Origin of the sequence: Geomonas anaerohicana, from assembly GCF_016458305.1 — a bacterium.
Lineage (GTDB): Bacteria > Desulfobacterota > Desulfuromonadia > Geobacterales > Geobacteraceae > Geomonas > Geomonas anaerohicana.
Map to the genome: position 1 here is coordinate 82113 of NZ_JAEMHL010000004.1, position 25988 is coordinate 108100.

The following is a 25988-nucleotide window of genomic DNA, read 5'->3' on the forward strand; positions in this document are numbered from 1 at the left end:
CCGTTAGGTGCCTGTCCCTCTAGCGGAACGCTCCATTCCGCCCAACCGCCCTGCCAAGCCCTGGGGGAGCCCCTTCCTCGGTGCAGGGCTCTAAAGGTGAGAACTCCGCACGCCGCTACCAGCTTCAATCCCCCAACCACCCCGCCTCGGGAAGCTGTATCGGATCGCACACCGCGTCGATGTCTTTTGCCTTGGCGCCGCAGTTGCCGCATTCGACGGTGGGGTGCAGCGTGAGTTGGTGAACCTTGTCTATCTCACCCTTAGCGGTCAGGGCGCAGATATGCTCGCTGTGCCCTTCTTTGTTGCATGCCATGATGATCACCTCCTTGTCGGCTATGTCATAGCCGCGTTGCCCGATGGGCAGCACTGTCTCGGTAGAGATGTGACTACTTTATTCTACGCTTTTTTGATAAAATTGTTGTCACAGAAGGAGATAGCTACTGTCAGAGGAGGTAAGCCATGCTTGGATCGAGATGCCCTAAATGCAACGGCAAAGGAAAAATCCTGATGGCTTCCCGGCAGTCCGGATACGACGTCGAGGAAGTGCCCTGCACTATGTGCAAGGGGTCAGGAAGGAAATAGAAAAGCGCAGCAAAAGCAGACAACAGGCTGGACGCCCGGCGTCACGGGCAATGAAAGAGGGGGAGGCCGGTTACGGCCTCCCCCTTCGCTCGTTCTTTGCATCGTTACAGCCCACGCTGCAGGTTCAGTCGGTGGAGGAGGGCTCCGAGATGGGCACCAGGAGCAACGGGCACTTGCTGCGGCTGCAGATGCCGTGGGCGACGCTGCCGGTCCAGAAGGCGGCCATGCCGGTCTTGCCGTGGGTGGGCAGCACCATGAGGTCGATCTTCGCCTCCTCCGCGGCCCGGGCGATGGTCTCCGCCGGAGCCCCCCTCAACACGTGCGCGGAGGCGTGGATCCCCTCCGCGACCAGCTCCCGCACCACACCGTCCAGGTGCTCGGAGGCGTCCCGCGCCTCCAGGTCCAGCATGCGCGCGGCGGTCGCCGGCAGGGTGCGCGCGGACACTTTCTCCTCCGGCGGCAGCGACTCGTAGGTGGGGATCACCGTGGTGATGTGCAGGTCGGCGTTGCAGATGCGCGCCACCGACTTCACCACCGGCAGCCCCTTCTCGTGCTCCGGGTCGGTATCCAGCGGCAAAAGTATCTGGCAGCAGCAAAACGGCGGCGGCTCGCCGTGCTCGTCGGGATGGGTGATCAGGACCGGCAGGGTTCCCCCGGCGATCACCTTCTGGGCGATGGAGCCAAAGAGGAGGTGAAAGGCCTTGCCGCGCCCATGCGAGCACATCACCACGAGATCGTGGCCGAGCTCGGCGGCGTGGGCGACGATGCTGTCGGAGACCAGTTCCGTCTCGGTCTCGTGCACGTGGCATTCGACCTTGGGGATGCCTTGCAACCACGCGTGCGCGACTTCCTGCAGATACGCTTGCGCCTCTTGGGGGCCGGTCAGGTGCTTCTGTCCGTGTACCTGGCTCGGGGCGTCCTTTTCCACCACGTGGAAAAGGGTCACCTGGGCCTGCAGCTTTTCGGCCATGAAACGTGCTGCGGGGAGGGCGGCCTCGGCGAGTTTGGATCCGTCCATCGGGACGAGAATGTGCTTGAACATGGCGATCATCCTGGGAAAAAGGTTGCGTAAATCAGGTAGATGTTGAGGGCGACGATGAGGGCCGCCGCCAAGCCGGCAAAGGCGGTCGTCGCCGGTTTGTTGACCAGGTCCCCCATCAGGTCGCGGCGGCGGGTGAACAGCACCAGCGGGATGATGGCGAAGGGGAGCCCGAAGGAAAGCACGACCTGGCTGATCACCAGGGTGCGGGTCGGGTCGAACCCCATGGCGATGACGAACAGCGAGGGGGCCATGGTGACCACGCGCCGGATCCAGGGCCTGATGTGGCGCTGGATGAAGCCCTGCATGATCACCTGTCCCGCGCTGGTGCCGACGCTGCTGGAGGAGAGGCCGGAGAAGAGCAGGGAGACGCCGAAGATGAACTTGGCTGCCGGCCCCAGAAGCGGCTCCAGGGTCTTATAGGCCTCCTCGATGGTGGCGATGGAGGTCTTGCCGGTGGCGTAGAAGGTGGAGGCCGCCATGATGAGCATGGACATGTTCACGAAGCTCGCGATCCCCATGGCGATCACCACGTCCATGATCTCGTAGCGGTACAGGGTGCGCAGCTTTCTTCTGTCCTTCACCACGATCCGCCCCTGCATGAGTGAGGAGTGCAGGAAGATGGCGTGCGGCATCACCGTGGCGCCGATGATGCCGGTGGCGAGGAGGATGCTTTCCCGCCCCGCGAATGCCGGCCGCACCACGTGTCCGGCGATGTCACCCCAGTTCGGGCTGGCGATGAAGATCTCGGCGACGTAGCACAGGGCGATGATGGCGACCATGGCGGAGATCACCGCCTCCAGTGGCCTGAAACCGAAGCGCTCCATGCCGAGGATGGCGATGGTGGCGAGGGCGGTGAGCAGGGCCCCGGCCAGGAGCGGGATGCCGAACAGGAGCTGGAACCCGAGTGCCGCCCCCATGAACTCGGCCAGGTCGGTGGCCATGGCCACCGCCTCCATGATCACCCACATGGTGATGGCAACGGGCTTGGGGAACTGGTTGCGGCAGTGCTCTGCCAGGTTCTGGCCGGTGGCGAGCCCCAGCTTGGCCGAGAGGGTCTGGATCAGCATGGCCATCAGGTTGCTGGCGATGATCACCCACAGGAGCAGGTAGCCGAACTGGGCGCCCCCCTGGATGTTGGTGGCGAAGTTGCCGGGATCGACGTAGGCGACGCTGGCGATGAAGGCGGGGCCGAGGAATGGAAAGACGCGGGCGAGTCGTGACTGCTTCGTTTCGCGCGACAGGGCCTCCAGTGCGGACTGGACGGTCCTCGAGTCAAGGTTGCTGCTGCTGTTTTTGGGCAATGTCCCCTCGGCGGCGGTAGTTGGGCGAAAACGTCACCCAATTCTATCTACGATAGCATCAAGAGCAACTGCAAGCTTATAAAAAGATGCCCGGCGGTCACCTGCTGCGAAATGAGTTGGCAGCCGACCTGTCAGCATGGTAAAAGCAACGGTGAAGTAGTATAGCCGGGGCGGTCATGGCGTCCGCTGCAAAATTGTTTGATAATTATCATTATCTCGGCTAGAATCTGGCGTCCTATCAACGGGAATGGAAAATGCCGGAAGACCACAGAAATCTGCTCGAAGACAACGAAGATCTCGGCGCGGCCTGCCAGAAAGCGCTCGCCGAAACCTCCAAGGCATTGAAGGCCGTTTCCTTCTATCCCGACAACCATCCCCTGCGTTCACAAATACTCTCTTCTGCCTATGAAGCTATTGCCAACCTGGTCCGGCAGGCGCCGATCACCCTGATCGTGCAGCGCGGCGGCTTCGCCATCGCCGGTCGCCAGGAGACCATCGAAAGCAACCCGATGACCAAGGCGCTGGCGCAGGAACTCTTCGCCCGCGAGCTGCAACGACTCACCTTCCTCCCCGAATTGTCCCAGGCGGACCTCTCCGCACTCCTTACCGCGCTGGCGGTGTCACCACAGAAGATTGCCGAGGAAGGGGGCGTGGCCGGCATGCTGGCCCGCAACGGCGTCTCCGCCGTCATGGTGAACCAGATCGACGTGACCGCCGTCTACACCAAGAAAAACGTGGGGCAGACCGAGGAGGAGTTGGGCGATGGGGGCGCCGAGGTCGTGGAGGAGCGCGCGCCCGAGGCCGCCCCGGCACAGGGGAGCGCGGCCGCGCAGGCTTCCGAACCGGGTGTCGACGAGATCCTGGCCGCGCTGGTGGCCGAGACCGACGAGGAACGCTACCGGCAACTGGCTCGCCTGCTGCTGAAGAAGGCCCTGCCACTGAAGCTGGAGGGAAACTACGACCGGCTCTACGTGGTGCTGACGCACCTGGTGGACCAGCAGGCGAACCCGGAGAAAAGCACGGTCTGCTGCGATGCGGCGCACACGGTGCTGCAGCAGCTCATCCTGGGAGAGATGGCCGAGCACCTGTTGAACCACCTTGAGGACGTCGACTTCCCGGGCAAGGAAGCCATCTGCCGCATGCTCAGGCTATCCGGACCCGAGGTGGTGGACGCCGTGGTCCGGCGCCTTACCGCAACCGGCAGCAGGGCCGCGCGCAAGGCCTTGGGCACCGCCCTGGTTCGCATCGGCGTGCAGGCGCAGCCGCAGTTGCTGGTGCTGCTCAAAGACGCCAGGGCGCAGGTCGTGCAGATGTCCGTGGCCATCCTGGCCGAGATCGGCAATCGCGACGCCGTGAAGGGGCTGACGCTGACGGCGTATCATCCGGAGAGCCGGGTGCGCATGGAAAGCATCCGGGCCCTGGCGCGCATAGGGGGCATGGAGGCCACCAGTGTGCTCCTCTCCCTGGTGCAGGAAGGGGACGAGGCGACCGCGCTGCAGGCGATCTCATGCCTGGGGAGCTGCCGGAACCAGGCGGCGCTCGATCCGCTGCTCAGTCTGGCGGGGAAGCGCGACCTCAGGGGAAAACTGCACGCGCTCCAACTGGAGGCGCTGCGGGCGGTAGGACGCATCGGAGACCGGCGTGCCCTGGGGACGCTGTTCAAACTGGTGCGCCGGCGCTGCCTGATCGGCACGACCCGGCGCTTGGAGCAGAAGCTGGTCGCCGTCGACGCCATAGCCGCCTTGGGCGGGGACCAGGCGCGGGCCTTCCTGCAAGGGTATGCCTCGGGGACGGGGGAGTTGGCCGATGCTGCTGCGGCTGCGCTGCAGGCCATGGCGCAAAGGGAAGCAGCACATGAGTGAGATCACCAAACAGGACGTGCAGCGCGCGGCAATGCTCTTTACCGCCTCCATCAAGTCGGTACTGCTCTATCCCCTGGCCCATCCGGCGGTACGCCAACCCCTCCAGGAGTTGGTGGGGCTGATGGGCGAGATGATGGGGGAGCGGCATGAACTGCACCTGGGAGTGGTGGAGGGGACCTTTTTCATCGAAGGGTGCCTGCTGGTCGCCCCCAATGCCGCCGTCGCCGAGTTGGTCGAGCGCCTGCTGCAGAAGGGGATCGACGCCGTCACCATCTACGCCGGAGTCACCCCCGACGATCTCTTCGGCTTCGCAGCGCTGTTGGCGAACCGGCAGGTGAGCGCCGAGACCTTTGCGGCCGAGTTGGAGCGCAAGGGGATCAGCAACGTCCGGCTCGGCATCGAGGAGATGGTCGCCGGTGAGGGGGAGGAGGGAAAGGGGGAAGCCCTGGTCCCCGCCGCCATCTACCGGGACGCGCTCAAGGCCGTGCGCGACACCATGCGCGAGGTCGACAACGGGCGCATCCCAAGCGGCGAGTGGATCAACGGTGTGGTCGAGAACATGGTGTCGGTCACCATGGAGGAGCCGACCACCCTGCTCGGCCTGGCCATGATCAAGGACTACGACAACTACACCTTCAGCCATTCCGTCAACGTCGGCATCCTGGCGCTCACCCTGGCCGCCTTTCTGGGCCTGGAGAAAGAGGCGCTGCACGAGATCAACACGGCGGGGCTGCTGCACGACATCGGCAAGACCAGGATCGACAAGACCATATTGAACAGCCCCGGCAAGCTCTCCGACACCGAATTCAAGGAGATGAAGCGCCACGCCGAGGAAGGGTCCGAGATCGTCAAGAAGATGAAGAACATCCCTCCCGCGGTAGCGGAGGCCGTGCTGGGTCACCACATCCGCCACGACCGCACCGGCTATCCCGAGTGGGCGCGCGACATGCACTTCGGGCTTTACACCGAGATCGTCTCCGTCGCCGACTGCTACGACGCCATCACCACGCTGCGCACCTACCAGCGGCCGACCCTCCCCAAGGAGGCCATGGAGATCATGCACCGGCTGGCCGGTTCCTCGCTCAACACCGAACTGGTGGAGCAGTTCGAGGCGATGATGGGGGAATACCCGGTGGGGAGCCTGGTGCGCCTGGACACCAACGAGATCGCGCTGGTGCTCAAGCCGCACCCGATGGAGTGTGCGGAGCCGTCGGTGAAGATCCTGATCGACGCGCAGGGGCAGGCGCTGGAGACGCCGAGGCTGGTGACCCTGGCCGGAGACGGTGGGGCGCGCTACGCCTCGATCGTCGCGCCGGTGGATCCGCTTTTGAAGAACATCGACGTCGCCAGTCATTTGCTTGCTTGAGGCAGGGGCGATAGCGGCAAAGGGAGCGGGGGCTTCTTCTGGAACTGCTGGGAGTCCTGGGAGTACTGGGAGTACTGGGAGTACCGGGAACCGCAGCATGTTTAACCTACGAAGCGCTGAACGTGACCTCACGTTCCCCCCTTGTTAAAGGGGGGGCAGGGGGGATTTAGCGCTTCCGGCAGCAACAAAAAAAGGGGGGACGGCGTCAGCCGTCCCCCCTTCCTGCTTCTAAAGCGTGCCGTACGTGCCTAGGCCGACCACTGGCCGTGCAGGTTGCAGTATTCGCGCACCTTGATGTCGGCGGCGGTGATCGGGAAGGTCGCTTCCGGGGCCTGGCCCGGCTGCAGCTGCGCGCGGTAGACCTTGCCGTCGGCGATCACTTCGATCCACTCGATGTAGTGGGCGCTTTCCATCGGGTGCGGAACGCTGCCGACCTTCACGGTGACGGTCCCGGCACCGCGCTCGATGACCGGTACGTGCTTCTCTTTGGAAGCGTCCACCGTGTTTTCCTTCTGCAACTTCATCTCCTCACCGCAGCAGACCAGTTGGCCGCCGCCAGCATGGAAGACCTCGACTATATTGCCGCACATTTCACACTTGTAGATTTCCAGAGCCTGCGCCATTGAATCCCTCCTGTTTTTGTTGGTGTAGTGGTGCCGCTTATTTGAGCCAGGCGGCAAGGTTCGCCGCGAGAATCTTGTTGTTCCCTTCCAGGAACTTGTTCTGGAAGATGGCATCGTCGCCGAAGACGAGGTAGGAGCCTTTGCCCATGGTGCCGGCGACGACTACGCCGAAGGAGGCAGTTTCCTCCTTGGACTGCTTCTGGTCCAGGTCGAGATCGATCCAGGCCTGGAAGCCGGTGGCGGCGATGACCTGGGCGCTGTCGGTCTGGTTGATCAGTCCCCAGGCGCCGTGCACGGCGAAATCGTTGACGCCCTTGAAAAGGGGGTGCTCCTTGAGGCGGGCGACCCGGAAATTGAGCAGGTCGCCGTCGATCACGTTCTCGCGCTCCTGGATGACACCGTTGGTGTGGCGTACATCCAGCCGGTCCAAGAGCAGAGCCATGGGGGGCGCGATGTGCAGCATGATCGCGACATGCCCGCCGTTTTGGATGAACTTCGCCACCGCCTCTATCTCGGTGGGGTGCAGCGGAGTGAAGGCGCCGCTGATCACCAGGGCTCGCGCGCCGGCAAGCGTCGCGTCGGAGAGGGGCTGGTCCACCGTGCCGATCTCGAGTCCGGCGGCCTGGATCACCTCGGCCAGGCCGGAAAGCTGCAGCGGTCCCTGCTCCTTCACCTGGAAGCGTTCGCCGTGCCCGTTGTCGAACAGAACCTTCTCGGCCGCCATGACGGGAGCGGTCATCATTAAGAACGCCAGTACAATTATACTCATGAATCTCAAAGCGCCAGTCATTTAATCCTCCATTGCACCAAATTTTAAAAAAGACCTTTTTGATCCTGTTGGTCCTTATAGCAGCATTGTTTCGGCCACGCAACAACTTTTTTCTGTCTACGGGACTGCCATCGTTGACAGCGGGGCGGGCGCCGATGTATTACAGGTATCCGAAGAATGTCACTACTGATTCTGGGGGCTACACATGATCGTGCATATAGTGCTTTTCAAGTTGAAAGAGGCCACCGCTGAGAACGTCGAGGCTGCCAGGCAGCGCCTTTTGAGCATGGACGGCAAGGTTGAGTTGCTGCGTCACCTCGAGGTAGGGGTAGACCTGATCCGTTCCGAGCGTTCCGCGGACATCGCCCTGTACACCAAGTTCGACTCCCTGGAAGACCTGCAGGCCTACCAGGTACATCCGTACCACGCCAACGAAGTGGCCGCCTACATGAGGAGCGTCTGCTCTTCGGTGGTTGCCGCCGATTACGAAGTCTGACCCGAGCAAGACATAAAGAGCAATGAGGAGGAGTAACTGATGGAGCTGTGTGCCTGTGGCAGCGGCGTAGCCTACGCCGAATGCTGTCGCCCCATTATCAAGGGGGAGCGCCGCGCTGAGACGGCAGAGGCGCTGATGCGTGCGCGTTACGCCGCGTATGCCAACGTCGAGACCGATTTCATACTGGAGAGCACCCACCCCAAGCACCGCGAGGGGTATGACGCCGAGGGGACCCGCGAATGGGCGGAGAAGTCTGACTGGCAGGGGCTGGAGATCGTCTCCACCAAGGCCGGCGGCAAGGATGACACCACCGGCGAGGTGGAGTTCATCGCGCGCTGGAAAGAGCAGGGGCAGGACCGGGTGCACCACGAGCGCGCCCTGTTCAAGAAGGAGAAGGATGGTTGGCTCTTCACCGACGGCAAGGCGGTGACCCCGCAGCCGATCGTGAGGACCTCGCCCAAGATCGGGCGCAACGATCCGTGCAGCTGCGGCAGCGGCATCAAGTACAAGAAGTGCTGCGGCAAGTAAGACTGCCGTGGTAAGAAAGTCTGAGGCAGACGGAAAAGCGGCTGAGGCTGGACGCTAAGGACGGCTGAGGCTGGACGAAGTGCGGCTGAGGCTGGAATAGCAAAGGGGCGAGTGGAAAATCCACTCGCCCCCTCTTTTTGTGTTGACCAAGTTTGTGTCCCTTCTCGCCGTTGCCATAGAAGGATGAGGCGGCAAATGCGTCCCCCCCCTTGTGAAAGGGGGGACAGGGGGGATTTGCTTCTAGTTGTCGCAGTCCCTTACTTCTGGCTCGCCGCCAGCGCCTGGTCCACGTCCTCGATCAGGTCGTCGATGTGCTCGATCCCCACCGAGAGCCGGATCAGGTCGGGAGTAACCCCTGAAGCGATCTGCTGCTCTTCGGAAAGCTGGCGGTGCGTCGTGCTGGCCGGGTGCAGCACGCAGCTCCTCGCGTCGCCCACGTGCACCACGAGTGCGACCAGCTGGCAGCTCTCCATGAACTTCTTGCCCGCCGCGGCGCCACCCTTGATGCCGAAGGTGAGCACACCGCTCGCCCCCTTGGGTAGGTACTTCTGCGCCCGGGCGTAGCTCTTGTGGCTCTCCAGCCCCGGGTAGCTCACCCAGGACACCGCCTCGTGCTTCTCCAGGAACTTTGCCATGGCGAGCGCATTCTCGGAGTGGCGCTGCATGCGAAGCGGCAGCGTCTCCAGCCCCAGGTTGAACAGGAAAGCGTTCATCGGAGCCGGACAGGGGCCGATGTCGCGCATGAGCTGCACGCGCGCCTTCACGATGTAGGCGAGCTTGCCGAAGGTCTTCAGGTACTGCAGGCCGTGGTAGCTCTCATCGGGCTCGGTCATTTCCGGGTACTTGCCGTTGCCCCAGTCGAAGTTGCCGCTGTCCACGATCACGCCGCCCACGCTGGTCGCGTGCCCGTCGATGTACTTGGTGGCCGAGTGGATCACGATGTCGGCGCCGTGCTCGAGCGGCCGGCACAGGTACGGGGTCGGGAAGGTGTTGTCGATGATGAGGGGCACCTGCATCTTCTTCGCGATGCGGGAGAACTTGTCGAAGTCGAGGATGTTGAGGCCGGGGTTGCCGATGGTCTCACCGAACAGGCAGCGGGTCTCGGGGCGGAAGGCGGCAACGATGGTCGCCTCGTCAGCCTCGGGGTCGACGAAAGTCACCTCGATCCCCATCTTGGGGAAGGTGTTGGCGAACAGCGAGTAGGTGCCGCCGTACAGGGTGCTGGCCGCGACCACGTGCTGCCCCGCCTGGCAGATGTTCATTACGGCGATGGTGGAGGCCGCCTGGCCGCTGGAGGTCGCCATGGCCGCGACGCCCCCCTCCATGGCGGCTATCTTCATTTCAAAGCCTTCCGCCGTGGGGTTGGAAAGCCGGGTGTAGAAATGCCCGCCGACCTCGAGGTCGAACAGCTTGGCCACGTGTTCCGCACTGGAAAACTTGAAGGTCGTGCTCTGATAGATGGGCAGGATGCGCGGGTCGCCGTCCTTGGGGACGAACCCCTCCTGGATCGCCTGGGTCTCGATGCGCCAATTCTTCTTCATGGGTTCCCTCCTTCGTAAGTCATATAGCAAGGCAAGGCCCGCACTATAGCATGATTGTCTCGGCTGGTGCAGGGAAATATTAGAATGGTGCTTTGGTGGCCTGATCCGCGGGGGGGAATACGCCTTGCCCCGTTTTCCGTAATGTGCTAATAAAACTGGACACCAAAACCAAGGAGGGGATGCATGCCCGTCGCTGATAAGATCGCTGGATTTATTGCGAAATCGTCGTGGATCAGGAAGATGTTCGAGGAGGGTGAGAAGCTCAGGAAGGAGTTCGGCGCCGACAAGGTCTACGACTTCACACTGGGGAATCCCGATGTCGAGCCCCCCGCGGCGTTCCAGGATGAGTTCCTGAAGCTCGCCAAGCAGCCGATCCCGGGCATGCACCGCTACATGAACAACGCCGGCTATCCCGAGACTCGGAACGCCGTGGCGCGCATGCTCGCCGCCGCCTCCGACCTCCCGGTGCAGGGAAGCCAGGTGGTGATGACCTGCGGCGCCGGCGGTGCCCTCAACGTGGTGCTGAAGACCATCCTCAACCCGGGCGACGAGGTGATTCTCTTGACCCCGTTCTTCGTCGAGTACCGCTTCTACATCGACAACCACGGCGGCGTGCCGGTCGAGGTCTGGACCGACCGCGAGACCTTCCAGCTCGACATCCCGGCCATCGCCGCGGCGGTGACCGACAAGACCCGCGCCATCATCATCTGCTCGCCGAACAACCCGACCGGCGTCATCTACCCCGCCGAGAGCCTCAAGGCCCTGGGCGACATGGTGGCTGCCAAGGAAGCCGAAATGGGCAGGCAGATCCTGGTCATCTCGGATGAGCCCTACGCGCGCATCGCCTACGACGGCAAGAGCGTGCCCAACATCTTTCGCTACGTCCAGAACTCGGTCATCGTCACCTCGCACTCCAAGGACTTGGCGCTCCCCGGCGAGCGTATCGGCTACCTGGCCGCCAGCCCCAAGATGAACAACGTGGACCAGTTCATGGAAGGGGCCGTGTTCTCCAACCGCGTGCTCGGCTTCGTCAACGCACCGGCCCTGATGCAGCGCCTGGTGGCCGGGCTGCAGCACGTCTCGGTCGACATCGACGCCTACCGGGTCAAGCGCGATCTGCTCTACGATTCCTTGACCGGCATGGGCTTCTCCATGGTGAAACCCGACGGCGCCTTCTACCTGTTCCCCAAGTCGCCGCTGGCCGACGACGTCGAGTTCGTCAAGATGGCCCAGAAGCACCGCATCCTGCTGGTGCCCGGTGCGGGTTTCGGCGCCCCCGGCTTCTTCCGCATCGCCTACTGCGTTGACAAGGGGATGATCGAGCGCAGTATCCCCGCCTGGCGCGAGCTGGCCAAAGAGGCGGGACTGCCGGGATAGAAGGGACCACCATGACCGAGACCATTCTCATAGTCGATGACGAGGAGGGGATCCGCTCCTCCCTGGCCGGCATCCTCGAGGACGAGGGATACCGCACCGTGTGCGCGGCGGACGGGACCGAGGCGCTCGCCCTGTGCCAGAAGGAGCTTCCCGGACTCGTGCTCCTGGACATCTGGATGCCCAAGATGGACGGCATCGAGACGCTCAAGCGCCTGAAGGAGCAGCACCCGGCCCTCAACGTCATCATGATGAGCGGCCACGGCACCATCGAGACCGCGGTCAAGTCGACCAAGCTGGGCGCCTACGACTTCATCGAGAAGCCGCTCTCCCTGGAGAAGGTGGTGGTGACCGTGGAGAACGCGCTCTCCATGAACCGCCTGAAGGAGGAGAACGCGGCCCTCAGGGGGCAGGTGCAGCAGGGGCACGAGATGATCGGCAACTCGCCCGCCATGCAGCAGCTGGCCGAGCAGATCCGGCTGGTCGCTCCCACCAACGCCTCGGTCCTCATCACCGGCGAGAACGGCACCGGCAAGGAGCTGGTGGCGCGCTCGGTGCACTACCACAGCCAGCGCCGCGACAAGCCCTTCATCGAAATCAACTGCGCCGCCATCCCCGAGGAGCTGATCGAGAGCGAGCTTTTCGGCCACGAACGGGGCGCCTTCACCGGTGCCGTGGCGCAGAAGAAGGGGAAGTTCGACCTGGCCGACGGCGGCACGCTGTTTCTCGACGAGATCGGCGACATGTCGCTCAAGACCCAGGCCAAGGTGCTGCGCATCCTGCAGGAGAAAAAGTTCGAAAGGGTGGGGGGGACCCGGACCCTGGAGGTGGACGTGCGCATCGTCGCCGCCACCAACAAGCTCCTCGAGGAGGAGATCAAGAACGGCACCTTCCGCGAGGACCTCTACTACCGCCTCAACGTGGTTCCCTTCAAGGTTCCGCCGCTGCGTGACCGCCGCGAGGACATCCCGCTTCTGGCCGGCTACTTCCTGGACGCCTTCTGCGACCAGGAGGGGCGCGAGCGCAAGCGTATCGTCCCGGAGGCGATGGAGTCGCTCAAGCGCTACGACTGGCCCGGCAACGTGCGCGAGTTGAAGAACATCGTGGAGCGCCTGGTGATCATGACCCCCGGCGGCACCATCACCATGAACCATCTCCCCGAGGACTTCGTCTCGCCCGGCGCCCGGGAAGAGGCGGGGGGCAAGCTGGACAGCGTGCTGGAACTCTCGAGCCTCAGGGAGGCGCGCGAGGAGTTCGAGCGCGAGTTCATCATGCAAAAGCTCGAGGAGAACGACTGGAACGTCTCCAAGACCGCGGAGGCGATCGAACTGGAGCGGAGCAACCTGCACCGTAAGATCAAGAGCTACGGCATCGACATGAAAAAGTAGCGGGGCGCCATGTTCTTCCGACTGTTCCTCATCCTCCTCATCGTCCCGGTCATCGAGATCTACCTGATCATCAAGGTGGGGCAGGTGATCGGCGGCGCGGCCACGGTCGCCATCCTGCTGCTGATGAGCATGACCGGCGCCTGGCTCATCCGCCACCAGGGGGGCAGGGTGCTTACCCAGATCCGCGACGAGCTCTCCCAGGGGCGGCTCCCCGCCGCGCAGCTTCTGGACGGCGCCCTCATCTTCATCGGGGGCGTCCTCCTTACCACCCCCGGCTTCTTCACCGATTTCCTCGGCATCTTCTTCCTGATTCCCGCCACCAGGCGCTTCATCAAGCTCTGGCTCGGCCTGTGGCTGCAGAACAAGATAGCCCGCGGCGGCTTCGTGGTGCGCCGCCACTTCTGATTCCTTTCCGCTGTCATCCGCTCCTATCCCGCTCAAAATCGAACCTTTTCCAACTACCCCCTCGCCCTCCGGGAGAGGGAATGCAGGCCACTGCAGCCCCGAATTGCGCCCCCACCTTTTTCGGCTACTATTTTCGGGTTGCCCGCGCGGCCGCAACCCGCACCCGCCGGGAGGAAAGGGGAAGACCATGCTGGTAGTGGAAGAGTTTCACGGCACTCAGGTGACGCAGCAACGGGTCGAGATGGTGGAGCGCAAGGGGACCGGCCACCCCGACCAGATCTGCGACTGCATCATGGACTCCATCTCGGTCGCGCTGTCCCAGGCTTACCTCTCCGAGTTCGGCACGATCCTGCATCACAACATCGACAAGGGGCTCCTGGCCGCCGGCCGGGTCGAACTGCGCTTCGGCGGAGGCGAGGTGATCGAGCCGATGGAGTTGACCATCGGCGACCGGGCCACCTTCAGCGTGGCAGACAAGGAGATCCCGGTGCACGACATCGCCGTCGGCGCCGCGAAGGATTGGATCTCGCGCAACCTGCGCCACGTGGACCCCGAGCGCCATGTCAGCTATCGGCTCAAGCTGGCCCCGGGTTCTCGCGAGTTGACCGACATATTCGCGCGTCCCGGCGCGGTGATGGGGGCCAACGACACCTCGGCCGCCGTCGGCTATTACCCCTTGAGCCCGACCGAGCGCGCCGTGCTCACCCTGGAGCGGGAGCTGAACGGCGCACGGTTCAAGACGCTCTTCCCCGAGACAGGTGAGGACGTCAAGGTGATGGGGCTCAGAAACGGGGACGACCTGGATATCACCGTGGCCATGCCGCTTCTTGCCGAGGGGATCAAGTCGGAGCGGGAATACTTCGAGAGAAAGCACGCCGTCGAGATGGAGATGGGTGACTTCCTGGAGCGCGAGTGCCGCGGCTTCGGGCGGGTCCGGGTGCACTACAACACGCTGGACCAAGCCGGGCGCGGCCTTGCCGGGGTCTACCTCTCACTCCTGGGCACCTCGGCCGAGGACGCCGACTCCGGACAGGTCGGGCGGGGCAACCGCGTCAACGGCCTGATCCCCATTGCGCGCGCCATCGGCACCGAGGCCGCCGCGGGTAAGAATCCCATGAGCCACGTCGGCAAGATCTACAACGTGTTGTCGCACCGGATGGCGCAGGAGATCTGCACGTCGGTGGCCGGCGTGGAGGGCGCGTACGTGATGCTCTTGAGCCGGATCGGCGAGCCGGTCGACCGGCCGCAGATGGCCAGCGCCCAACTGGTCATGGAACCAGGGCGCAGCGTGACCGAGGTCGAGGGAAAGGTGCGGGAGGTCATGCAGCGCCAACTATCTGGCATCACGGAGTTCTGCCATGCCCTGGCGCGGGGCGATTTCCCGGTCTGTTAAAAATTCGCTAAAGACCGGGGCTTTCCTGCCGAATGCATTTATACGCATCTTTATCTACCTGGTCTTCTTTCGTCAGGTGCTGGACTACGCTACCTAATCGATGCGGTGAGGAGGACGGAACATGGGGCTTGATGCAGCGGTACTCAGTGAAGCCAACACCACCGAGGACGAAGTCAGGAAAACGATTGCGGATATCACCAAGGGGGTCTTCTCCACCATGGTGATGCTGGAGGTGGTCGACGAGCCTCCCCTGGCAGAACCGGTCTTGACCTTTCATGAAACGGTGACCAGCATGGTGGGCCTGGCCGGCAGCCACTCCGGCATCCTGGCCATCCACTGCCCTAAGAAACTGGCCCTGCAGGTCACTTCCAATATGCTGGGCATGGACGTCACCGAAGTCGACGAGGATGTCAACGATGCCATGGGTGAGATCGCCAACATGGTGGGGGGCGACGTGAAGCACATCTTCTCTCCCAAGGGCGCCGACATCAACCTCTCCATACCGACGGTCATCTACGGCAATGACTACGCCTTGGAGAGCATCTCCAGTGCCGAGTCGCTGGTGATGCCCTTCGTCTGCGGCGAGGAGCGTTTCCTGCTCTCGTTCAAGATCGGCAAGTAGCCTTTTGCTTACAGAGTTGTCTACCGGCAGCGGCCACCACAGCGGTGGCCGCTGTTTGTTTTTGTCGGGACAGCTGCCTTAGGTCCCCACCCCTGCTGCCATCACTTTCATATCTTGCGGCTTCACCCACCCCCCCGACCCCCTCCCGTCAAGGGAGGGGGAAGACGCTATTGATTACCTTGTCGCTTGTCGTACCCGCGCGCTTGAACGGTTTACTCCATCAAAAGGTTGACAAGGTGGCGGTTAGCGTTGAAAATGAGCAACTGTTGATTTTGGAACGTCCGTGGAGCAACGCGGGCGGGCCATGAACTAATCCGGAGGGTCATTGGACACCGTCTTTGTCGAACTGCTGGTCATCGCCGTCCTCATCCTGCTGAACGGTTTTTTCTCCTGCGCCGAATTCGCCATCATCTCCATTCGTAAAAGCAGGGTCGCGCAACTGGTCGCCCTGGGGGACCAGCGGGCCGCGCTGGTGGAGTCGCTGCAAAACGATCCGCACCGCCTACTCGCCATCGTGCAGATCGGGGTCACGGTAGTCGGCTCGACCGCCTCGGCGGTGGGCGGCGTCATCGCCGTTGACTACATCCGACCCGTGCTGCAGGTCTCCCCCATCGCCATGGTTCGCAACGCCGCCGAACCGCTCGCCATCGGCATCGTGGTCAGTGCCATCTCCTACCTGCAACTGATCCTTGGGGAACTGGTCCCCAAGACGGCGGGGTTGCAGTACGCCGAACCGGTTGCCCTGCGGGTGGTGAAGTCCATCACCGTTCTGGCCCGGGTGGCGGGGGTGTTGGTGTCGTTTCTCAGTTATTCCACCAAGTTCACCCTGGCCCTGTTCGGATTGAAGGGTGAGGGAAAAGCCTTCATGACCCGCGAGGAGGTGCAGCACATCGTCGCCGAGGGGCATGAAAGCGGCATCTTCAGCGAGACCGAGCACACCTTCATCGACAACCTATTCGACTTCACCCACACCGCGGTGCGCGAGGTGATGGTGCCGCGCACCCGCGTGGTCGCCTTCGACCTCAACCTCTCCAACGAAGAGATCCTGAACGGGGTGCTGGACAACATGTACTCCCGCTACCCCGTTTATCTCGGCAGCATAGAGGAGACGGTGGGCTTCATCCACGGCAAGGACTTGCTGGGGCGCATGGTGCGCGAGCCCGACTTCGACATCCGTTCCATCGTGCGTCCGCCGGTGTTCGTCCCCGAGGGGAAGAAGGTGAGCGACCTGTTGAAGGAGATGCAGAAAACGCGGGTGCATATGGCGTTCGTGGTGGACGAGTACGGCAGCATCAGCGGTATCGTCACCACCGAGGATTTGCTCGAGGAGCTGGTGGGCGAGATAGAGGACGAGCATGACGTGGGGGAACCGAGCCGGGTGCAGGTGCTGGCGGACGGGAGTTTCCTGGTCGATGCCCTGATCTCCATTTCGGATCTTGAAGACCTCCTGGAGATCGACCTGGGCGACGATCTTCCCTACGACACGCTGGCGGGGCTCATCCTGAACCGGATCGGCCGTTTTCCGGAGCAGGGCGAGACGGTGGCATTGGGCGAGTATCTGCTGACCTGCGAAGAAGTGACCCGCACCGGCATCACCCAGGTGCGGATTGTGAAGAAAGACCAGGGGCAAGAAGCAGGGACTAGGGATTAGGGACTGGGGACTGGGGACTGGGGACTGGGGACTGGGGACTGGGGACTGGGTCGACGGGACTTAGGCTGTAAACTGACGGCACGAGGCGGGCATCAAGCCCGCCTTTGTTGTTTCTAGCCCCCAGCCGCTAGTCCCTAGCCCCTGCCTTTATCCCCTGTGTCTTTTCCCCGCCACTATGGATGTCAGTATGGAAATAGTCAGGGCGCCGATGATGACTCCCAGGGAGAGCTGCAGCGGGATCTCGACCAGGTTGGACAGGAGCATCTTGGAACCCACGAAAGCGAGGATCACGGAAACCCCGAGCTTCAGGTGGGCGAACATCTCCATGACGTTGGCCAGCAGGTAGTACAGCGAGCGCAGCCCCATGATGGCGAAGACGTTGGAGCTGTACACGATGAAGGGGTCATGGGTTACCGCGAGCACCGCAGGGATGGAGTCGACGGCGAAGATGACGTCGGTCGACTCGACCACGACCAGGGTCAGGAACAGCGGCGTGGCGGCCCAGATGCCGCGCCTTCTGATGAAGAAGTGGTCACCGCGCGCACGCTTGGTGATGGGGACGAAGCGCCGCACCAGCCGTACCAGCGGGTTGTGCTCCGGGTGGACCTCCTCGTCGCCGCCGAACGCCATCTTGAACCCGGTGTAGATCAGCACCGCGCCGAACACGTAGATCATCCAGTGGAAACGCTCGATGAGCTCTATGCCCACCACGATGAAGATGCCCCGCATCACCAGCGCGCCGATGATCCCCCACTTCAGTATCTTGGGCTGGTGCGCCCTCGACACCTTGAAATACGAGAAGATCATGATGAACACGAAGAGGTTGTCGACGGAGAGTGACTCCTCGATGATGTAGCCGGTGAGGAACTCCAGCGCCTTCGCCGACCCCAGCACGTTCCAGACGCCGACGTTGAAGGCCATGGCGAGACCGACCCATACTGCCGTCCAGGCCAGCGCCTCGCGGAACCCGATCTCGTGACTCTTCCTGTTGAAGACGAAGAGGTCCAGGATGAACATCACGGTAATGATCCCTGCGAAGGCGATCCACATCATCTCTCTGTTGGTCAAAACTCCCTCCGGTTAATGCCCCATCTGCTCCAGTCGGGCGATACGCTCCTCCATCGGGGGGTGCGTGGAAAAAAGCTGCATCAGCATCCCAGCGCTAAGTGGGTTGACGATGAACATGTGCGCGGTCGCCGGTCGTGCCTCTTCCATGGGCAGGGCCCGTGACGCCTGGTCCAGCTTCCTGAGCGCGTTGGCCAGGGAGCGCGGCTTTCCGCAGAGCCTGGCGCCACTTTCGTCGGCCAGGTACTCGCGGCTCCTGGAAACGGCGAGCTGGATCAGCATGGCGGCGATAGGCGCGATGATGGCGAGTGCCAGGCCGCCCCAGCCCCCACCTTCCTCGTCGTCCCTGCGGCCGCCGAAGATGGCTGCCCACTGGACCATGTTGGCCAGCATGGAGATGGCGCCCGCTATGGTTGCGGCGATGCTGGATATGAGGATGTCGCGGTTGGCGACGTGGCTCAGTTCATGCGCCATCACCCCTTCCATCTCTTCGGGAGTGAGGATGCGCAGGATCCCCTCTGTCGCGGCGACTGCCGCGTGGTCCGGGTTCCTGCCGGTGGCGAAGGCGTTGGGGCTCTCCGATGGGATGATGTAGACCCGGGGCATGGGGAGCCCCCCCTGCATGGCGAGCCTCCTGATCATGCCGTAGAAGGCCGGGTTCTCCGCCTCGGTGATCTCCTGGGCTCCGTACATGCGCAGCACGATCTTGTCGGAGAACCAGTAGGAGAAGAGGTTCATGGCGCAGGCCATTATGAAGGCGAAGTACATGCCGCCCCGGCCGCCGATGGCGCTTCCCAGAGCCACCATGATCAGCGTGAGCGTAGTGAGCAGGACCGCTGTTTTGAATCGGTTCATGACGTACCTCCTTGCCGTGTCGCGTGGTCAAATAAAAAGACCTTTACCCAGGCGCGCTTGCACTGGATAAAGGTCTTGCCTGCTCTGACAGGATTGTCATGCCCCATGTCCGGGCCTGGGCGGCCGTCTTGACGAACACGGGTCGGTTGCGGTGCCAACCGTTGGCTACTCCCCTTTACCATCATGAAATATAGGTAAGGGAGGCAGTGGTGTCAACCGTTTCTTTTCCCTCCTTATGCGGGGAAATGTGGTCTTACCCGGCGATGCTCTCTGTGAGCAGGATCGCGTCGGCCAGCTGCCGCATGGAGATCCTGCGGTCCATGGCGAGCCGCTGCATCCTGCGGAAAGCCTCGGCCTCGGACAGCTTGTCACGCTCCATGAGCCGTCCCTTGGCCTTCTCGATCACCTTGCGGCTTTCGATGCTCTCCTTGAGGGAAGAGACTTCTTCCTTGAGCCGCTCCACCCGCCGCGCCGCCGCGATGGACAGGACCAGTGCCGCCACCAGTTCCTCCTCCCGGACCGGCTTGGCCAGGACCGTGGAAACCGCGGACTCGCCCCAGGTCTGCACATCCCCCAAGTCGCAGCTCTCCGCGATCATCACGATCGGGAGGCTCAGCTTGTCCCATAGCCTTTTCACCGCGCCCACGATCTCCTGGTCGCCGGCGCTGAATTCGACCACGGCGACTTCCGGATGGTTGGCCAGGGCCTCGCTCAACAGCTCGCTGGCACTGCCGGACGCTATTATTTCAGCAAAACCTCGCTCCCTCAGCCTGTTTTTTAGGCTCTCCAGAAGCTCCTCGTCGCGAATGTACAGGACCGCTTTTCCCATGATTTTCACCCCCTTACGACGATTGGAACTGCCCCGACTGGACAGGTTACCCGGTTAAAGAGCATAGAGCGTTCCAAAAACGTCCTGATCGGGAATGATCTTATGCCAGATGTGTCCGCATCCCCTCTCCTGTCCAGCTCTCCCCCTCCCGCAAGGGGAGGGGGCCCCCTTAGGGCGGCTGCAACATGCTGGCAGCAAACGCTGCTCACCCGCTCTCCCGGAGGGAGAGGGACTGTGCATAAATTGCCTGCCGTTTGCCGCTAATTTCATTAATGTTTTGGACCCGAGAGCCGATAATGTGGCTATGCCCCTGCAAGCGGCGGGGCAGCCGCTGCGACATTGCCACGTGCCGCAGCGGGACCTGGCACCCTCCGGTAGCCAAAGGAGCCCGTGTTGTTCATCTCCCGATCCGCAGCCATCCATAGCCGAAGCACTCTGGCCCTGGCCATCTGCGCCTGCGTTCTGCTGGTCCTGGTCGCGGCGGTCTGCCGTCCCCAGGCCGGGCCGGTGGGAGCTTTGGCCATGGTCTTCGTGGGGGGGCTGCACGCCCTGCGCCTGAAGTGGCGTCGGCAGTCGGAGGAGGAACTCAGGCGCAGCGAGGAGCAGTTGCGCATCTCGCAGCGCATCGCGCATATCGGGAGCTGGGACTGGGATCTCGCCAGCGGTCGTCTGGACTGCTCCGAGGAACTCTGCCGCATCTTCGGACTCCCGTTCGAGGACGCGCCGCAGAGCTACGACTCCTTCCTTGCACTGCTGCCGGAAACGGCGCGTGAGGCAATGGCGGTCGCCGTGGAGAGGGCCCTCTGCGGGGATGATTCTTTCACCGTGGAATTTCCCCTGGTCCGTCCCGACGGCAGCGAGCGCTACCTTTCCGAAGTGGGCGAGGTGTTCCGCAGCTATTCGGGGACGGCACTCCGGGTGGTCTGCGTGGTGCACGATATCAGTGAGCGCAAGGAGGCAGAAAGCGCACTTTTCTTCGAGAAACGCTACCGGGGGCTGATCGAGAACCTGCCCCAGCGCATCTTCCTCAAGGACTGCAACCTGGTCTATCTCTCCTGCAACTCCAGCTTTGCCCGCGAGCTGGGGCTTGAGCCGGCCGACGTTTTCGGTAAGAACGACTACGACCTGTTCGAACCGCCGCTGGCCCGCAAACGCCAGGAGGAGGACCAGCGGGTGATAGCGGCGGGTACGGCCGTCGAGCGGGACGAGCAGCGCGAGCGGGACGGCAACTGGGTCAGCAAGGCCCTCATCCCGCTCAAGGACGATCATGCCCGGGTCTACGCCCTGCTCGGCGTCCTGACCGACATCACCTTCCGCAAGAAGGCCGAAGAACAGTTGAAGGAGAGCGAGGAGCGCTTCCGCAATACCTTTGAGCAGGCGGCCGTCGGGATCTGCCACATCGCCCTGAGCGACATCCTGATCAGGATCAACCGGCGCTTCTGTGACATCCTGGGCTACACCCAGGAGGAGCTGCTGGGGTGGACCCTGGAGCAGACCATCCACCCCGACGACCGCACCGCCGAGCAGGGGCAGCTCTCCCGCCTGGTCAACCGCGAGATCGACAATTACAGCATCGAGATGCGCCAGCTCAGGAAGGACGGGTCCGTGGTGTGGGTGAACCTCACCAAGTCCCTGGTGTGCGGCCCAAAAGGGGAGCCCAAGTACCTGATCGGGGTTATCGAGGACGTGACCGCCAAGCGGGAGGCCCAGGAGCTGCGCCGGGAGCGCGACCTTGTGCAGGCTGCCAGCCAGGCCAAGACCGAGTTCCTGGCCAACATGGGGCACGAGATCAGGACACCGATGAACGCGGTGATGGGGCTGAGCCGCCTCGCCCTGAAGACGGAGCTCATGCCCAAGCAGCGCGAGTACCTCGAGAAGATCTGCTCCGCCAGCAAGACGCTGCTGAACATCATCAACGACATACTGGACTTCTCCAAGATGGAGGCGGGCAAGCTGGAGCTGGAAAAGACCGAACTGAGCCTGCAGGAGGTGCTGGGCAACATCTCGGACATGCACCACCTGAAGGCACAGGAAAAGGGGCTCGACTTCAAGATGCGGCTCGCCCCGGAACTCCCCAGGAAACTTTTGGGCGACCCGCTGCGCCTGACCCAGGTGCTCAACAACCTGATCGCCAATGCGCTCAAGTTCACCGGCCGCGGTGAGGTCGTGGTCGCGGTGAAGCCGGTCGAACAGGAAGCCGGGGTGGTGCAGGTGAATTTCTCTGTCCAGGACACCGGCATCGGTATCACCCCCGAGCAGATGGAGCGCATCTTCACACCCTTCACTCAGGCCGACAGTTCCACCACGCGCCGCTACGGCGGCACCGGCCTGGGGCTTTCCATCAGTCGGCAGCTGGTCGAACTGATGGGAGGGGAACTGAAGGTGCAGAGCGTCCCCGGCGCGGGGAGCAGCTTTTCCTTCACCGTCGGTTTCGCCGTCCCGGCTGCGGGGCAGCCGAAACCGGAGGCCCGCAAAGAGGAACTGCGCAACCTGAGGCTCCTGGTGCTGGACGGCAATCCGGCAGCGGTCGAAGGGATCGCCGAGATGTTGCAGGGGATGCCGATCGACCTGGAAGCGGTGCCGAACTTTGCGGCTGCCAGCGAGGCGCTCAAGGAAGCGCCGGCGGGCGGGTACCCTTTCGACATGGTGGTGATCGACGCCGACACCGCCGGTGAAGACGGGCTCGAAGAGCTTTCCCGCAGCATCTCGAGCCGGTATCACAACGAGGTGCCGGTCCTAGCCACGGTTCCGGCGGAGCAGTTGGAAGCGGTGCGGCAATTGGGGGATGAGTGGGGGGTGAGCGCGGTGTACCCCGTTTCGGTGCGCCCGTCGCTGCTGGTGGACGGGATGATCCGGGCCCTGGCCCGTGCCGCCGCACACCAGCCCGAACCCGTGTCGCCCCCCGCCCCGGTGACGCGGCCGGTCCGCACGGCATCGGCAGGCACCTTCGCCCCGGACCGGTTCGTCGCCGAGAAGTCGAAGCTCGAACGCCTGCTGGCCAGGAACAGCCTGGACGCCAAGCGGCAGTTTGAGAAGTTCTGCGGCGAGGTGCCGCGCGGCAGCTTTGCCAGTGAATTGCAGGCGCTGCAGGCCTGCATGGAAAAGCTCGATTTCAGGAAGGCACGCCAGCTGCTGTCCATCTTCCCGGCAGTGCCGGATTTCCATACCGAAAAAACGGAGTAGCTATGAAACGCCAGACGGTGATGATAGTCGACGACACCCCTGCCAACATCGAGATCCTGAGTGAGAGCCTGGGGGACGACTACGAGCTGTTCTTTGCCACCAGCGGGCTGGACGCGCTGGAACTGATCCGTGCCGACAAGCCGGACCTGATCCTTTTGGACATCATGATGCCCGGGATGGACGGGTTCGAGCTGTGCCGCATTCTGAAGGCGGATCCCACCATGCGCGACATCCCCATCATATTCGTGACCGCCATGATCGAGGAGGAACAGGAAATCAAAGGGCTCGAGTTGGGCGCCATCGATTACCTCACCAAGCCGATCAGCCCGCACATCGTCCGGGCCAGGGTAAAGAACCACCTGGAGCTGAAGCGCTACCGCGACCTGCTCGAGACGCTGGCCAGTGCCGCGGACCGCGCCAAGAAGGAGTTTCTGCGCAGCGTCAGCCACGAACTGCGCACGCCGCTCACCCCGATCATCGGCATGACCGACCTAGTGCTCACCCAGGAAGAGGATGACAACAAGCGCAAGTACCTGGGCATGGTGCAGAAATCAGCCACCCGGCTGCTCGGGATCGTGGAGGACCTCATCGAGACCAGCCGCCTGGAAGGGGAGGGGGGAGCTCCGGAGAACGCACCCTTCCACCTGAAGTCGTTCCTTGACATGGTAGTCATGGAGGCCCGGGCCATGGCCGATGCCAAGGGGCTTACCTTCAACGTTCAGGTCGAGCCCGCGCTGCCCGAAGTGGTTGTCTCCGACCAGGGGATGCTGCACAAGGTGCTTTCCATGCTCCTGGGCAACGCGGTCAAGTTCACACCCGCCGGTGCGGTCGGGCTGGAGGTGTGCCGGCAGGAAATCGCGGCCGTGCAGATGCTGCAGTTCTCCATTTCAGACACCGGCGTCGGCATCGACGACGCGGACCTCGAGCGCATCTTCAGCGATTTCACCCAGTCCGACGGTTCCATTACCCGCTCCTATCCCGGCTTAGGGCTCGGGCTCACCCTAGCGCGGCGCATGACCGAGTTGATGGACGGCAGCATCTGGGCCGAGAACGCCCCCAACGGCGGCTCCGTGTTCCAGTTGCAGATCCCGCTGGTGCTGCCGGAAGAGTAAAGCATAGTAACCTTTCCGGCTCCTGAACCGGCAGTTGGGAATATTCCCTTGACCTCGCCGTCACGCTCGCGTACGCTTTTGCGGGAGGTGATGGAAATGAAAGTAGTTTCGGCAAGTGCCGCAAGGGCAAACATGTACCGGCTCATCGACGAGACCGCTGCTTCCCACGAACCGGTTTGTATCACTGGCAAGCGTGGCAACGCGGTGATGTTGTCTGAAGATGATTGGCGTGCAGTGACAGAAACCCTCTATCTCCTCTCTGTACCCGGGATGCGCGAGTCCGTGCTGGAAGGGATGGCGACTCCCGTTGAAGAATGCAGCGAAGAGCCGGGCTGGTGAGTTGGAGCGTTGTTTTCACCAAGCAGGCGCAGAAGGACGCCCAGAAGCTGAAGGCCGCGAAGTTGAAGCCGAAGGCTCAGTCGCTTCTAGCTGTCATTGAACAAGATCCTTTCAAAACCCCTCCGCCGTATGAAAAGCTGGTCGGTGACCTCTCCGGCGCTTACTCCCGAAGGATTAATTTGCAACACCGGGTGGTCTACCAAGTCCTGGAAGCGGAACGGACGGTAAAGATCCTCCGGATGTGGACTCACTACGAATGACAACCATCGATTCCAGAAAACACGTCCATGTAGCCTGTGCCATCATCGAGCGTGACGGGCTGGTGCTGTCGGCGCGGCGCAGCGCATCCATGAACCTGCCCTTGAGGTGGGAATTTCCCGGTGGGAAGATCGAGCCCGGAGAGGGGCGCGAGGAGTGCCTGACGCGCGAACTGGTGGAGGAGATGGGGGTGGAGATAGCCGTGGGGCGCCCGCTCACGCCGACCACCCACAGCTACCCGACCTTCGACGTGACCCTCTATCCCTACGTCTGCAGCATCGTTTCCGGCGAGATCACCCTGCACGAGCACTCGGCCATGACCTGGCTCCCCCCCGAGCGGATGCTGGAGTTGGAGTGGGCCGACGCCGACCTCCCCATCATTTTGGAGTACCAAGGGCAGCAGCAGGGTTAGAGACTAAAAGGGGACTGGCTCCGTCAGGTGCCTGTCCCCCTTCTCGCTATGCTAGCCCCCAGCCCCTGCTTTTCCCCTAGCCCCTGCCTTACAGCACAAGCTCCTGCGAGTCGTCCAATACGTCCAGCAGGTCGTCCATCTCCTCGTCGGAAAGCTGCAGCAGGGCCGCCTCGGTCTGCTCCGCGAGATCGATCTCCGGGTCGTGCAGCAGCCCGATCCCCTTCATCCTGCAGGCCGTATTCACCAGCCGCACCACCGTCAGCACTATGTCCTGGGTGTCGAAGTTGTCGTCGTGATGATTGGCGACCACGTTGTAGTAGACCTTGGGCATGTTCCAGTGTTCCATGAGCCGGCACCCCTGCTCGACGTGCAGCTCCGCGAAGATTTCCAGCAGCAGGTCCTCCTCGAGCGCCGCGTGCGCCACCCCCATCTGGTTCAGCCGCTCCAGCGCCTTCAACAGGTACAACTTGCCGATGTCGTGCAGCAGGCCGGCCATGTAAGCCTGGTCGCCGTGCTGCGGATATCCGGCGCGGCGCGCCAGCCACCGGCTCCCCAGGGCACAGGCATGGCTGTGCAGCCAAAGCGACTGCATGAAGCTGTTGATGGTCCTGTTTTCCGAGGTGTGGATGCTCGCCTGTGACGCCGCCATGGCGAGGTTGGCGATCTCCTGTCCCCCCAGCCTGACCACCGCCTCCTTGATGGTCTCGGTCCGGACCCTGCCTATGTACAAGGGGGAGTTGGCCATCTTCAGGATCTGCCCCGCCAGCGACTGGTCCTCGTTGGCGAGATCGGTGACCTGGGTCATGGTGAAGTCAGGGGTCTGCAACAGGTGCAGGATGTGCACCGCGATGGGGTGGAAGACCGGGAGGTCGATGGGCTGGTTGGTCAGCAGACGCCTGATGGTGAGCGACAGGGGCATGACGATTCTCCTTGTGCTGGGCTCGGGCCAGGAGACAGTTTAATCCACCCGGCCGGGCCATAACAATACAAAT

25 protein-coding genes are annotated in these 25988 nt (G+C 62.8%); 15 read left to right on the forward strand and 10 right to left on the reverse strand.

Features of this window, described 5'->3' with window-relative positions; translation table 11 throughout:
• Window positions 1-124 precede the first annotated feature (124 nt).
• From JFN91_RS09475 to JFN91_RS09485, 3 genes are all read right to left on the reverse strand, one after another.
• Window positions 125-313 carry a hypothetical protein gene (locus JFN91_RS09475; protein WP_199388974.1) on the reverse strand — a complete coding sequence of 63 codons (189 nt, stop codon included), beginning with the start codon at window positions 311-313 and terminating at the stop codon, window positions 125-127.
• Window positions 314-706: 393 nt separating this feature from the next.
• Window positions 707-1624 carry a universal stress protein gene (locus tag JFN91_RS09480; RefSeq protein ID WP_199388975.1) on the reverse strand — a complete coding sequence of 306 codons (918 nt, stop codon included), beginning with the start codon at window positions 1622-1624 and terminating at the stop codon, window positions 707-709.
• 5 nt (window positions 1625-1629) lie between these two features.
• Window positions 1630-2925, reverse strand: coding sequence for an Nramp family divalent metal transporter (locus JFN91_RS09485; RefSeq protein ID WP_199388976.1), 1296 nt, complete (start codon window positions 2923-2925; stop codon window positions 1630-1632).
• 254 nt (window positions 2926-3179) lie between these two features.
• Here JFN91_RS09485 and JFN91_RS09490 point away from each other — a divergent pair, with 254 nt between their 5' ends.
• Together JFN91_RS09490 and JFN91_RS09495 are read left to right on the forward strand one after the other, a co-directional pair.
• The gene (locus JFN91_RS09490; RefSeq protein ID WP_199388977.1) at window positions 3180-4787 is read left to right on the forward strand and encodes a HEAT repeat domain-containing protein; all 1608 of its coding nucleotides are present in this window, start codon (window positions 3180-3182) and stop codon (window positions 4785-4787) included.
• Complete coding sequence (locus JFN91_RS09495) at window positions 4780-6153, forward strand: HD-GYP domain-containing protein (RefSeq protein WP_199388978.1); 1374 nt, start codon at window positions 4780-4782, stop codon at window positions 6151-6153. Before JFN91_RS09490 ends, JFN91_RS09495 begins: the two co-directional genes overlap by 8 nt.
• Before the next feature lie 248 nt (window positions 6154-6401).
• On the opposite strand, the gene JFN91_RS09500 is transcribed toward JFN91_RS09495, so the two are convergent.
• A complete protein-coding gene (locus JFN91_RS09500; protein WP_183349414.1) occupies window positions 6402-6776 on the reverse strand; it encodes a desulfoferrodoxin in 375 nt (124 codons plus the stop codon).
• Between the two features lie 37 nt (window positions 6777-6813).
• Entirely contained in the window at window positions 6814-7545 is a 732-nt protein-coding gene (locus JFN91_RS09505; RefSeq protein ID WP_236015068.1) for a DUF4350 domain-containing protein, read from the reverse strand.
• 205 nt (window positions 7546-7750) lie between these two features.
• Here JFN91_RS09505 and JFN91_RS09510 point away from each other — a divergent pair, with 205 nt between their 5' ends.
• Together JFN91_RS09510 and JFN91_RS09515 are read left to right on the forward strand one after the other, a co-directional pair.
• Entirely contained in the window at window positions 7751-8041 is a 291-nt protein-coding gene (locus JFN91_RS09510) for a Dabb family protein (protein ID WP_183349410.1), read from the forward strand.
• Window positions 8042-8077: 36 nt separating this feature from the next.
• Window positions 8078-8569: a YchJ family protein gene (locus JFN91_RS09515; RefSeq protein WP_199389248.1), complete on the forward strand. Its 492-nt coding sequence runs from the start codon at window positions 8078-8080 to the stop codon at window positions 8567-8569.
• 257 nt (window positions 8570-8826) lie between these two features.
• Here JFN91_RS09515 and JFN91_RS09520 read toward each other — a convergent pair whose 3' ends face one another.
• Complete coding sequence (locus JFN91_RS09520) at window positions 8827-10110, reverse strand: O-acetylhomoserine aminocarboxypropyltransferase/cysteine synthase family protein (RefSeq protein WP_199388980.1); 1284 nt, start codon at window positions 10108-10110, stop codon at window positions 8827-8829.
• Window positions 10111-10293: 183 nt separating this feature from the next.
• On the opposite strand from JFN91_RS09520, the gene JFN91_RS09525 reads away from it, so the two are divergent.
• The 6 genes from JFN91_RS09525 to JFN91_RS09550 all read left to right on the forward strand — a co-directional run bounded on the left by JFN91_RS09525 (window position 10294) and on the right by JFN91_RS09550 (window position 16943).
• Window positions 10294-11487, forward strand: a complete 1194-nt coding sequence (locus JFN91_RS09525) for a pyridoxal phosphate-dependent aminotransferase (protein WP_199388981.1) — start codon at window positions 10294-10296, stop codon at window positions 11485-11487.
• 11 nt (window positions 11488-11498) lie between these two features.
• Complete coding sequence (locus JFN91_RS09530; protein ID WP_199388982.1) at window positions 11499-12872, forward strand: sigma-54-dependent transcriptional regulator; 1374 nt, start codon at window positions 11499-11501, stop codon at window positions 12870-12872.
• A 9-nt stretch (window positions 12873-12881) separates the two neighbouring features.
• The gene (locus JFN91_RS09535) at window positions 12882-13277 is read left to right on the forward strand and encodes an FxsA family protein (protein ID WP_199388983.1); all 396 of its coding nucleotides are present in this window, start codon (window positions 12882-12884) and stop codon (window positions 13275-13277) included.
• Between the two features lie 187 nt (window positions 13278-13464).
• Window positions 13465-14670, forward strand: coding sequence for a methionine adenosyltransferase (locus JFN91_RS09540; RefSeq protein ID WP_199388984.1), 1206 nt, complete (start codon window positions 13465-13467; stop codon window positions 14668-14670).
• A gap of 121 nt (window positions 14671-14791) precedes the next feature.
• Window positions 14792-15292 carry a chemotaxis protein CheX gene (locus JFN91_RS09545; protein ID WP_183349398.1) on the forward strand — a complete coding sequence of 167 codons (501 nt, stop codon included), beginning with the start codon at window positions 14792-14794 and terminating at the stop codon, window positions 15290-15292.
• Window positions 15293-15617: 325 nt separating this feature from the next.
• Complete coding sequence (locus JFN91_RS09550; RefSeq protein ID WP_199388985.1) at window positions 15618-16943, forward strand: hemolysin family protein; 1326 nt, start codon at window positions 15618-15620, stop codon at window positions 16941-16943.
• Window positions 16944-17090: 147 nt separating this feature from the next.
• Here the strand turns inward: JFN91_RS09550 and JFN91_RS09555 are convergent, their stop codons facing one another.
• The 3 genes from JFN91_RS09555 to JFN91_RS09565 form a co-directional block, all read right to left on the reverse strand.
• Entirely contained in the window at window positions 17091-18011 is a 921-nt protein-coding gene (locus JFN91_RS09555; protein ID WP_199388986.1) for a TerC family protein, read from the reverse strand.
• 12 nt (window positions 18012-18023) lie between these two features.
• Window positions 18024-18863 (reverse strand): zinc metalloprotease HtpX, encoded by an 840-nt coding sequence (gene htpX, locus JFN91_RS09560; RefSeq protein WP_199388987.1) that lies wholly within the window; start codon window positions 18861-18863, stop codon window positions 18024-18026.
• Between the two features lie 253 nt (window positions 18864-19116).
• Window positions 19117-19692 (reverse strand): ANTAR domain-containing response regulator, encoded by a 576-nt coding sequence (locus JFN91_RS09565; protein WP_199388988.1) that lies wholly within the window; start codon window positions 19690-19692, stop codon window positions 19117-19119.
• 390 nt (window positions 19693-20082) lie between these two features.
• On the opposite strand from JFN91_RS09565, the gene JFN91_RS09570 reads away from it, so the two are divergent.
• The 5 genes from JFN91_RS09570 to JFN91_RS09590 all read left to right on the forward strand — a co-directional run bounded on the left by JFN91_RS09570 (window position 20083) and on the right by JFN91_RS09590 (window position 24996).
• Window positions 20083-22875: a PAS domain S-box protein gene (locus JFN91_RS09570; protein ID WP_199388989.1), complete on the forward strand. Its 2793-nt coding sequence runs from the start codon at window positions 20083-20085 to the stop codon at window positions 22873-22875.
• A gap of 2 nt (window positions 22876-22877) precedes the next feature.
• The gene (locus tag JFN91_RS09575) at window positions 22878-23987 is read left to right on the forward strand and encodes a hybrid sensor histidine kinase/response regulator (RefSeq protein WP_199388990.1); all 1110 of its coding nucleotides are present in this window, start codon (window positions 22878-22880) and stop codon (window positions 23985-23987) included.
• A gap of 90 nt (window positions 23988-24077) precedes the next feature.
• The gene (locus JFN91_RS09580) at window positions 24078-24326 is read left to right on the forward strand and encodes a type II toxin-antitoxin system Phd/YefM family antitoxin (RefSeq protein ID WP_236015071.1); all 249 of its coding nucleotides are present in this window, start codon (window positions 24078-24080) and stop codon (window positions 24324-24326) included.
• Window positions 24323-24586, forward strand: coding sequence for a Txe/YoeB family addiction module toxin (locus JFN91_RS09585; RefSeq protein ID WP_199388991.1), 264 nt, complete (start codon window positions 24323-24325; stop codon window positions 24584-24586). Before JFN91_RS09580 ends, JFN91_RS09585 begins: the two co-directional genes overlap by 4 nt.
• Window positions 24583-24996 (forward strand): (deoxy)nucleoside triphosphate pyrophosphohydrolase, encoded by a 414-nt coding sequence (locus JFN91_RS09590; protein WP_199388992.1) that lies wholly within the window; start codon window positions 24583-24585, stop codon window positions 24994-24996. The genes JFN91_RS09585 and JFN91_RS09590 overlap by 4 nt, the downstream gene beginning before the upstream one ends.
• Before the next feature lie 88 nt (window positions 24997-25084).
• Here JFN91_RS09590 and JFN91_RS09595 read toward each other — a convergent pair whose 3' ends face one another.
• Window positions 25085-25915, reverse strand: coding sequence for an HDOD domain-containing protein (locus JFN91_RS09595; RefSeq protein WP_199388993.1), 831 nt, complete (start codon window positions 25913-25915; stop codon window positions 25085-25087).
• Window positions 25916-25988: the final 73 nt, after the last annotated feature.

Coding starts and splice junctions, on each gene's coding strand:
- JFN91_RS09475 (WP_199388974.1), bottom strand. CDS start 313: ATGGCATGCAACAAAGAAGGGCACAGCGAGCATATCTGCGCCCTGACC.
- JFN91_RS09480 (WP_199388975.1), bottom strand. CDS start 1,624: ATGTTCAAGCACATTCTCGTCCCGATGGACGGATCCAAACTCGCCGAG.
- JFN91_RS09490 (WP_199388977.1), top strand. CDS start 3,180: ATGCCGGAAGACCACAGAAATCTGCTCGAAGACAACGAAGATCTCGGC.
- JFN91_RS09495 (WP_199388978.1), top strand. CDS start 4,780: ATGAGTGAGATCACCAAACAGGACGTGCAGCGCGCGGCAATGCTCTTT.
- JFN91_RS09500 (WP_183349414.1), bottom strand. CDS start 6,776: ATGGCGCAGGCTCTGGAAATCTACAAGTGTGAAATGTGCGGCAATATA.
- JFN91_RS09505 (WP_236015068.1), bottom strand. CDS start 7,545: ATGAGTATAATTGTACTGGCGTTCTTAATGATGACCGCTCCCGTCATG.
- JFN91_RS09510 (WP_183349410.1), top strand. CDS start 7,751: ATGATCGTGCATATAGTGCTTTTCAAGTTGAAAGAGGCCACCGCTGAG.
- JFN91_RS09520 (WP_199388980.1), bottom strand. CDS start 10,110: ATGAAGAAGAATTGGCGCATCGAGACCCAGGCGATCCAGGAGGGGTTC.
- JFN91_RS09525 (WP_199388981.1), top strand. CDS start 10,294: ATGCCCGTCGCTGATAAGATCGCTGGATTTATTGCGAAATCGTCGTGG.
- JFN91_RS09530 (WP_199388982.1), top strand. CDS start 11,499: ATGACCGAGACCATTCTCATAGTCGATGACGAGGAGGGGATCCGCTCC.
- JFN91_RS09535 (WP_199388983.1), top strand. CDS start 12,882: ATGTTCTTCCGACTGTTCCTCATCCTCCTCATCGTCCCGGTCATCGAG.
- JFN91_RS09540 (WP_199388984.1), top strand. CDS start 13,465: ATGCTGGTAGTGGAAGAGTTTCACGGCACTCAGGTGACGCAGCAACGG.
- JFN91_RS09545 (WP_183349398.1), top strand. CDS start 14,792: ATGGGGCTTGATGCAGCGGTACTCAGTGAAGCCAACACCACCGAGGAC.
- htpX (WP_199388987.1), bottom strand. CDS start 18,863: ATGAACCGATTCAAAACAGCGGTCCTGCTCACTACGCTCACGCTGATC.
- JFN91_RS09565 (WP_199388988.1), bottom strand. CDS start 19,692: ATGGGAAAAGCGGTCCTGTACATTCGCGACGAGGAGCTTCTGGAGAGC.
- JFN91_RS09575 (WP_199388990.1), top strand. CDS start 22,878: ATGAAACGCCAGACGGTGATGATAGTCGACGACACCCCTGCCAACATC.
- JFN91_RS09580 (WP_236015071.1), top strand. CDS start 24,078: ATGGAAATGAAAGTAGTTTCGGCAAGTGCCGCAAGGGCAAACATGTAC.
- JFN91_RS09590 (WP_199388992.1), top strand. CDS start 24,583: ATGACAACCATCGATTCCAGAAAACACGTCCATGTAGCCTGTGCCATC.
- JFN91_RS09595 (WP_199388993.1), bottom strand. CDS start 25,915: ATGCCCCTGTCGCTCACCATCAGGCGTCTGCTGACCAACCAGCCCATC.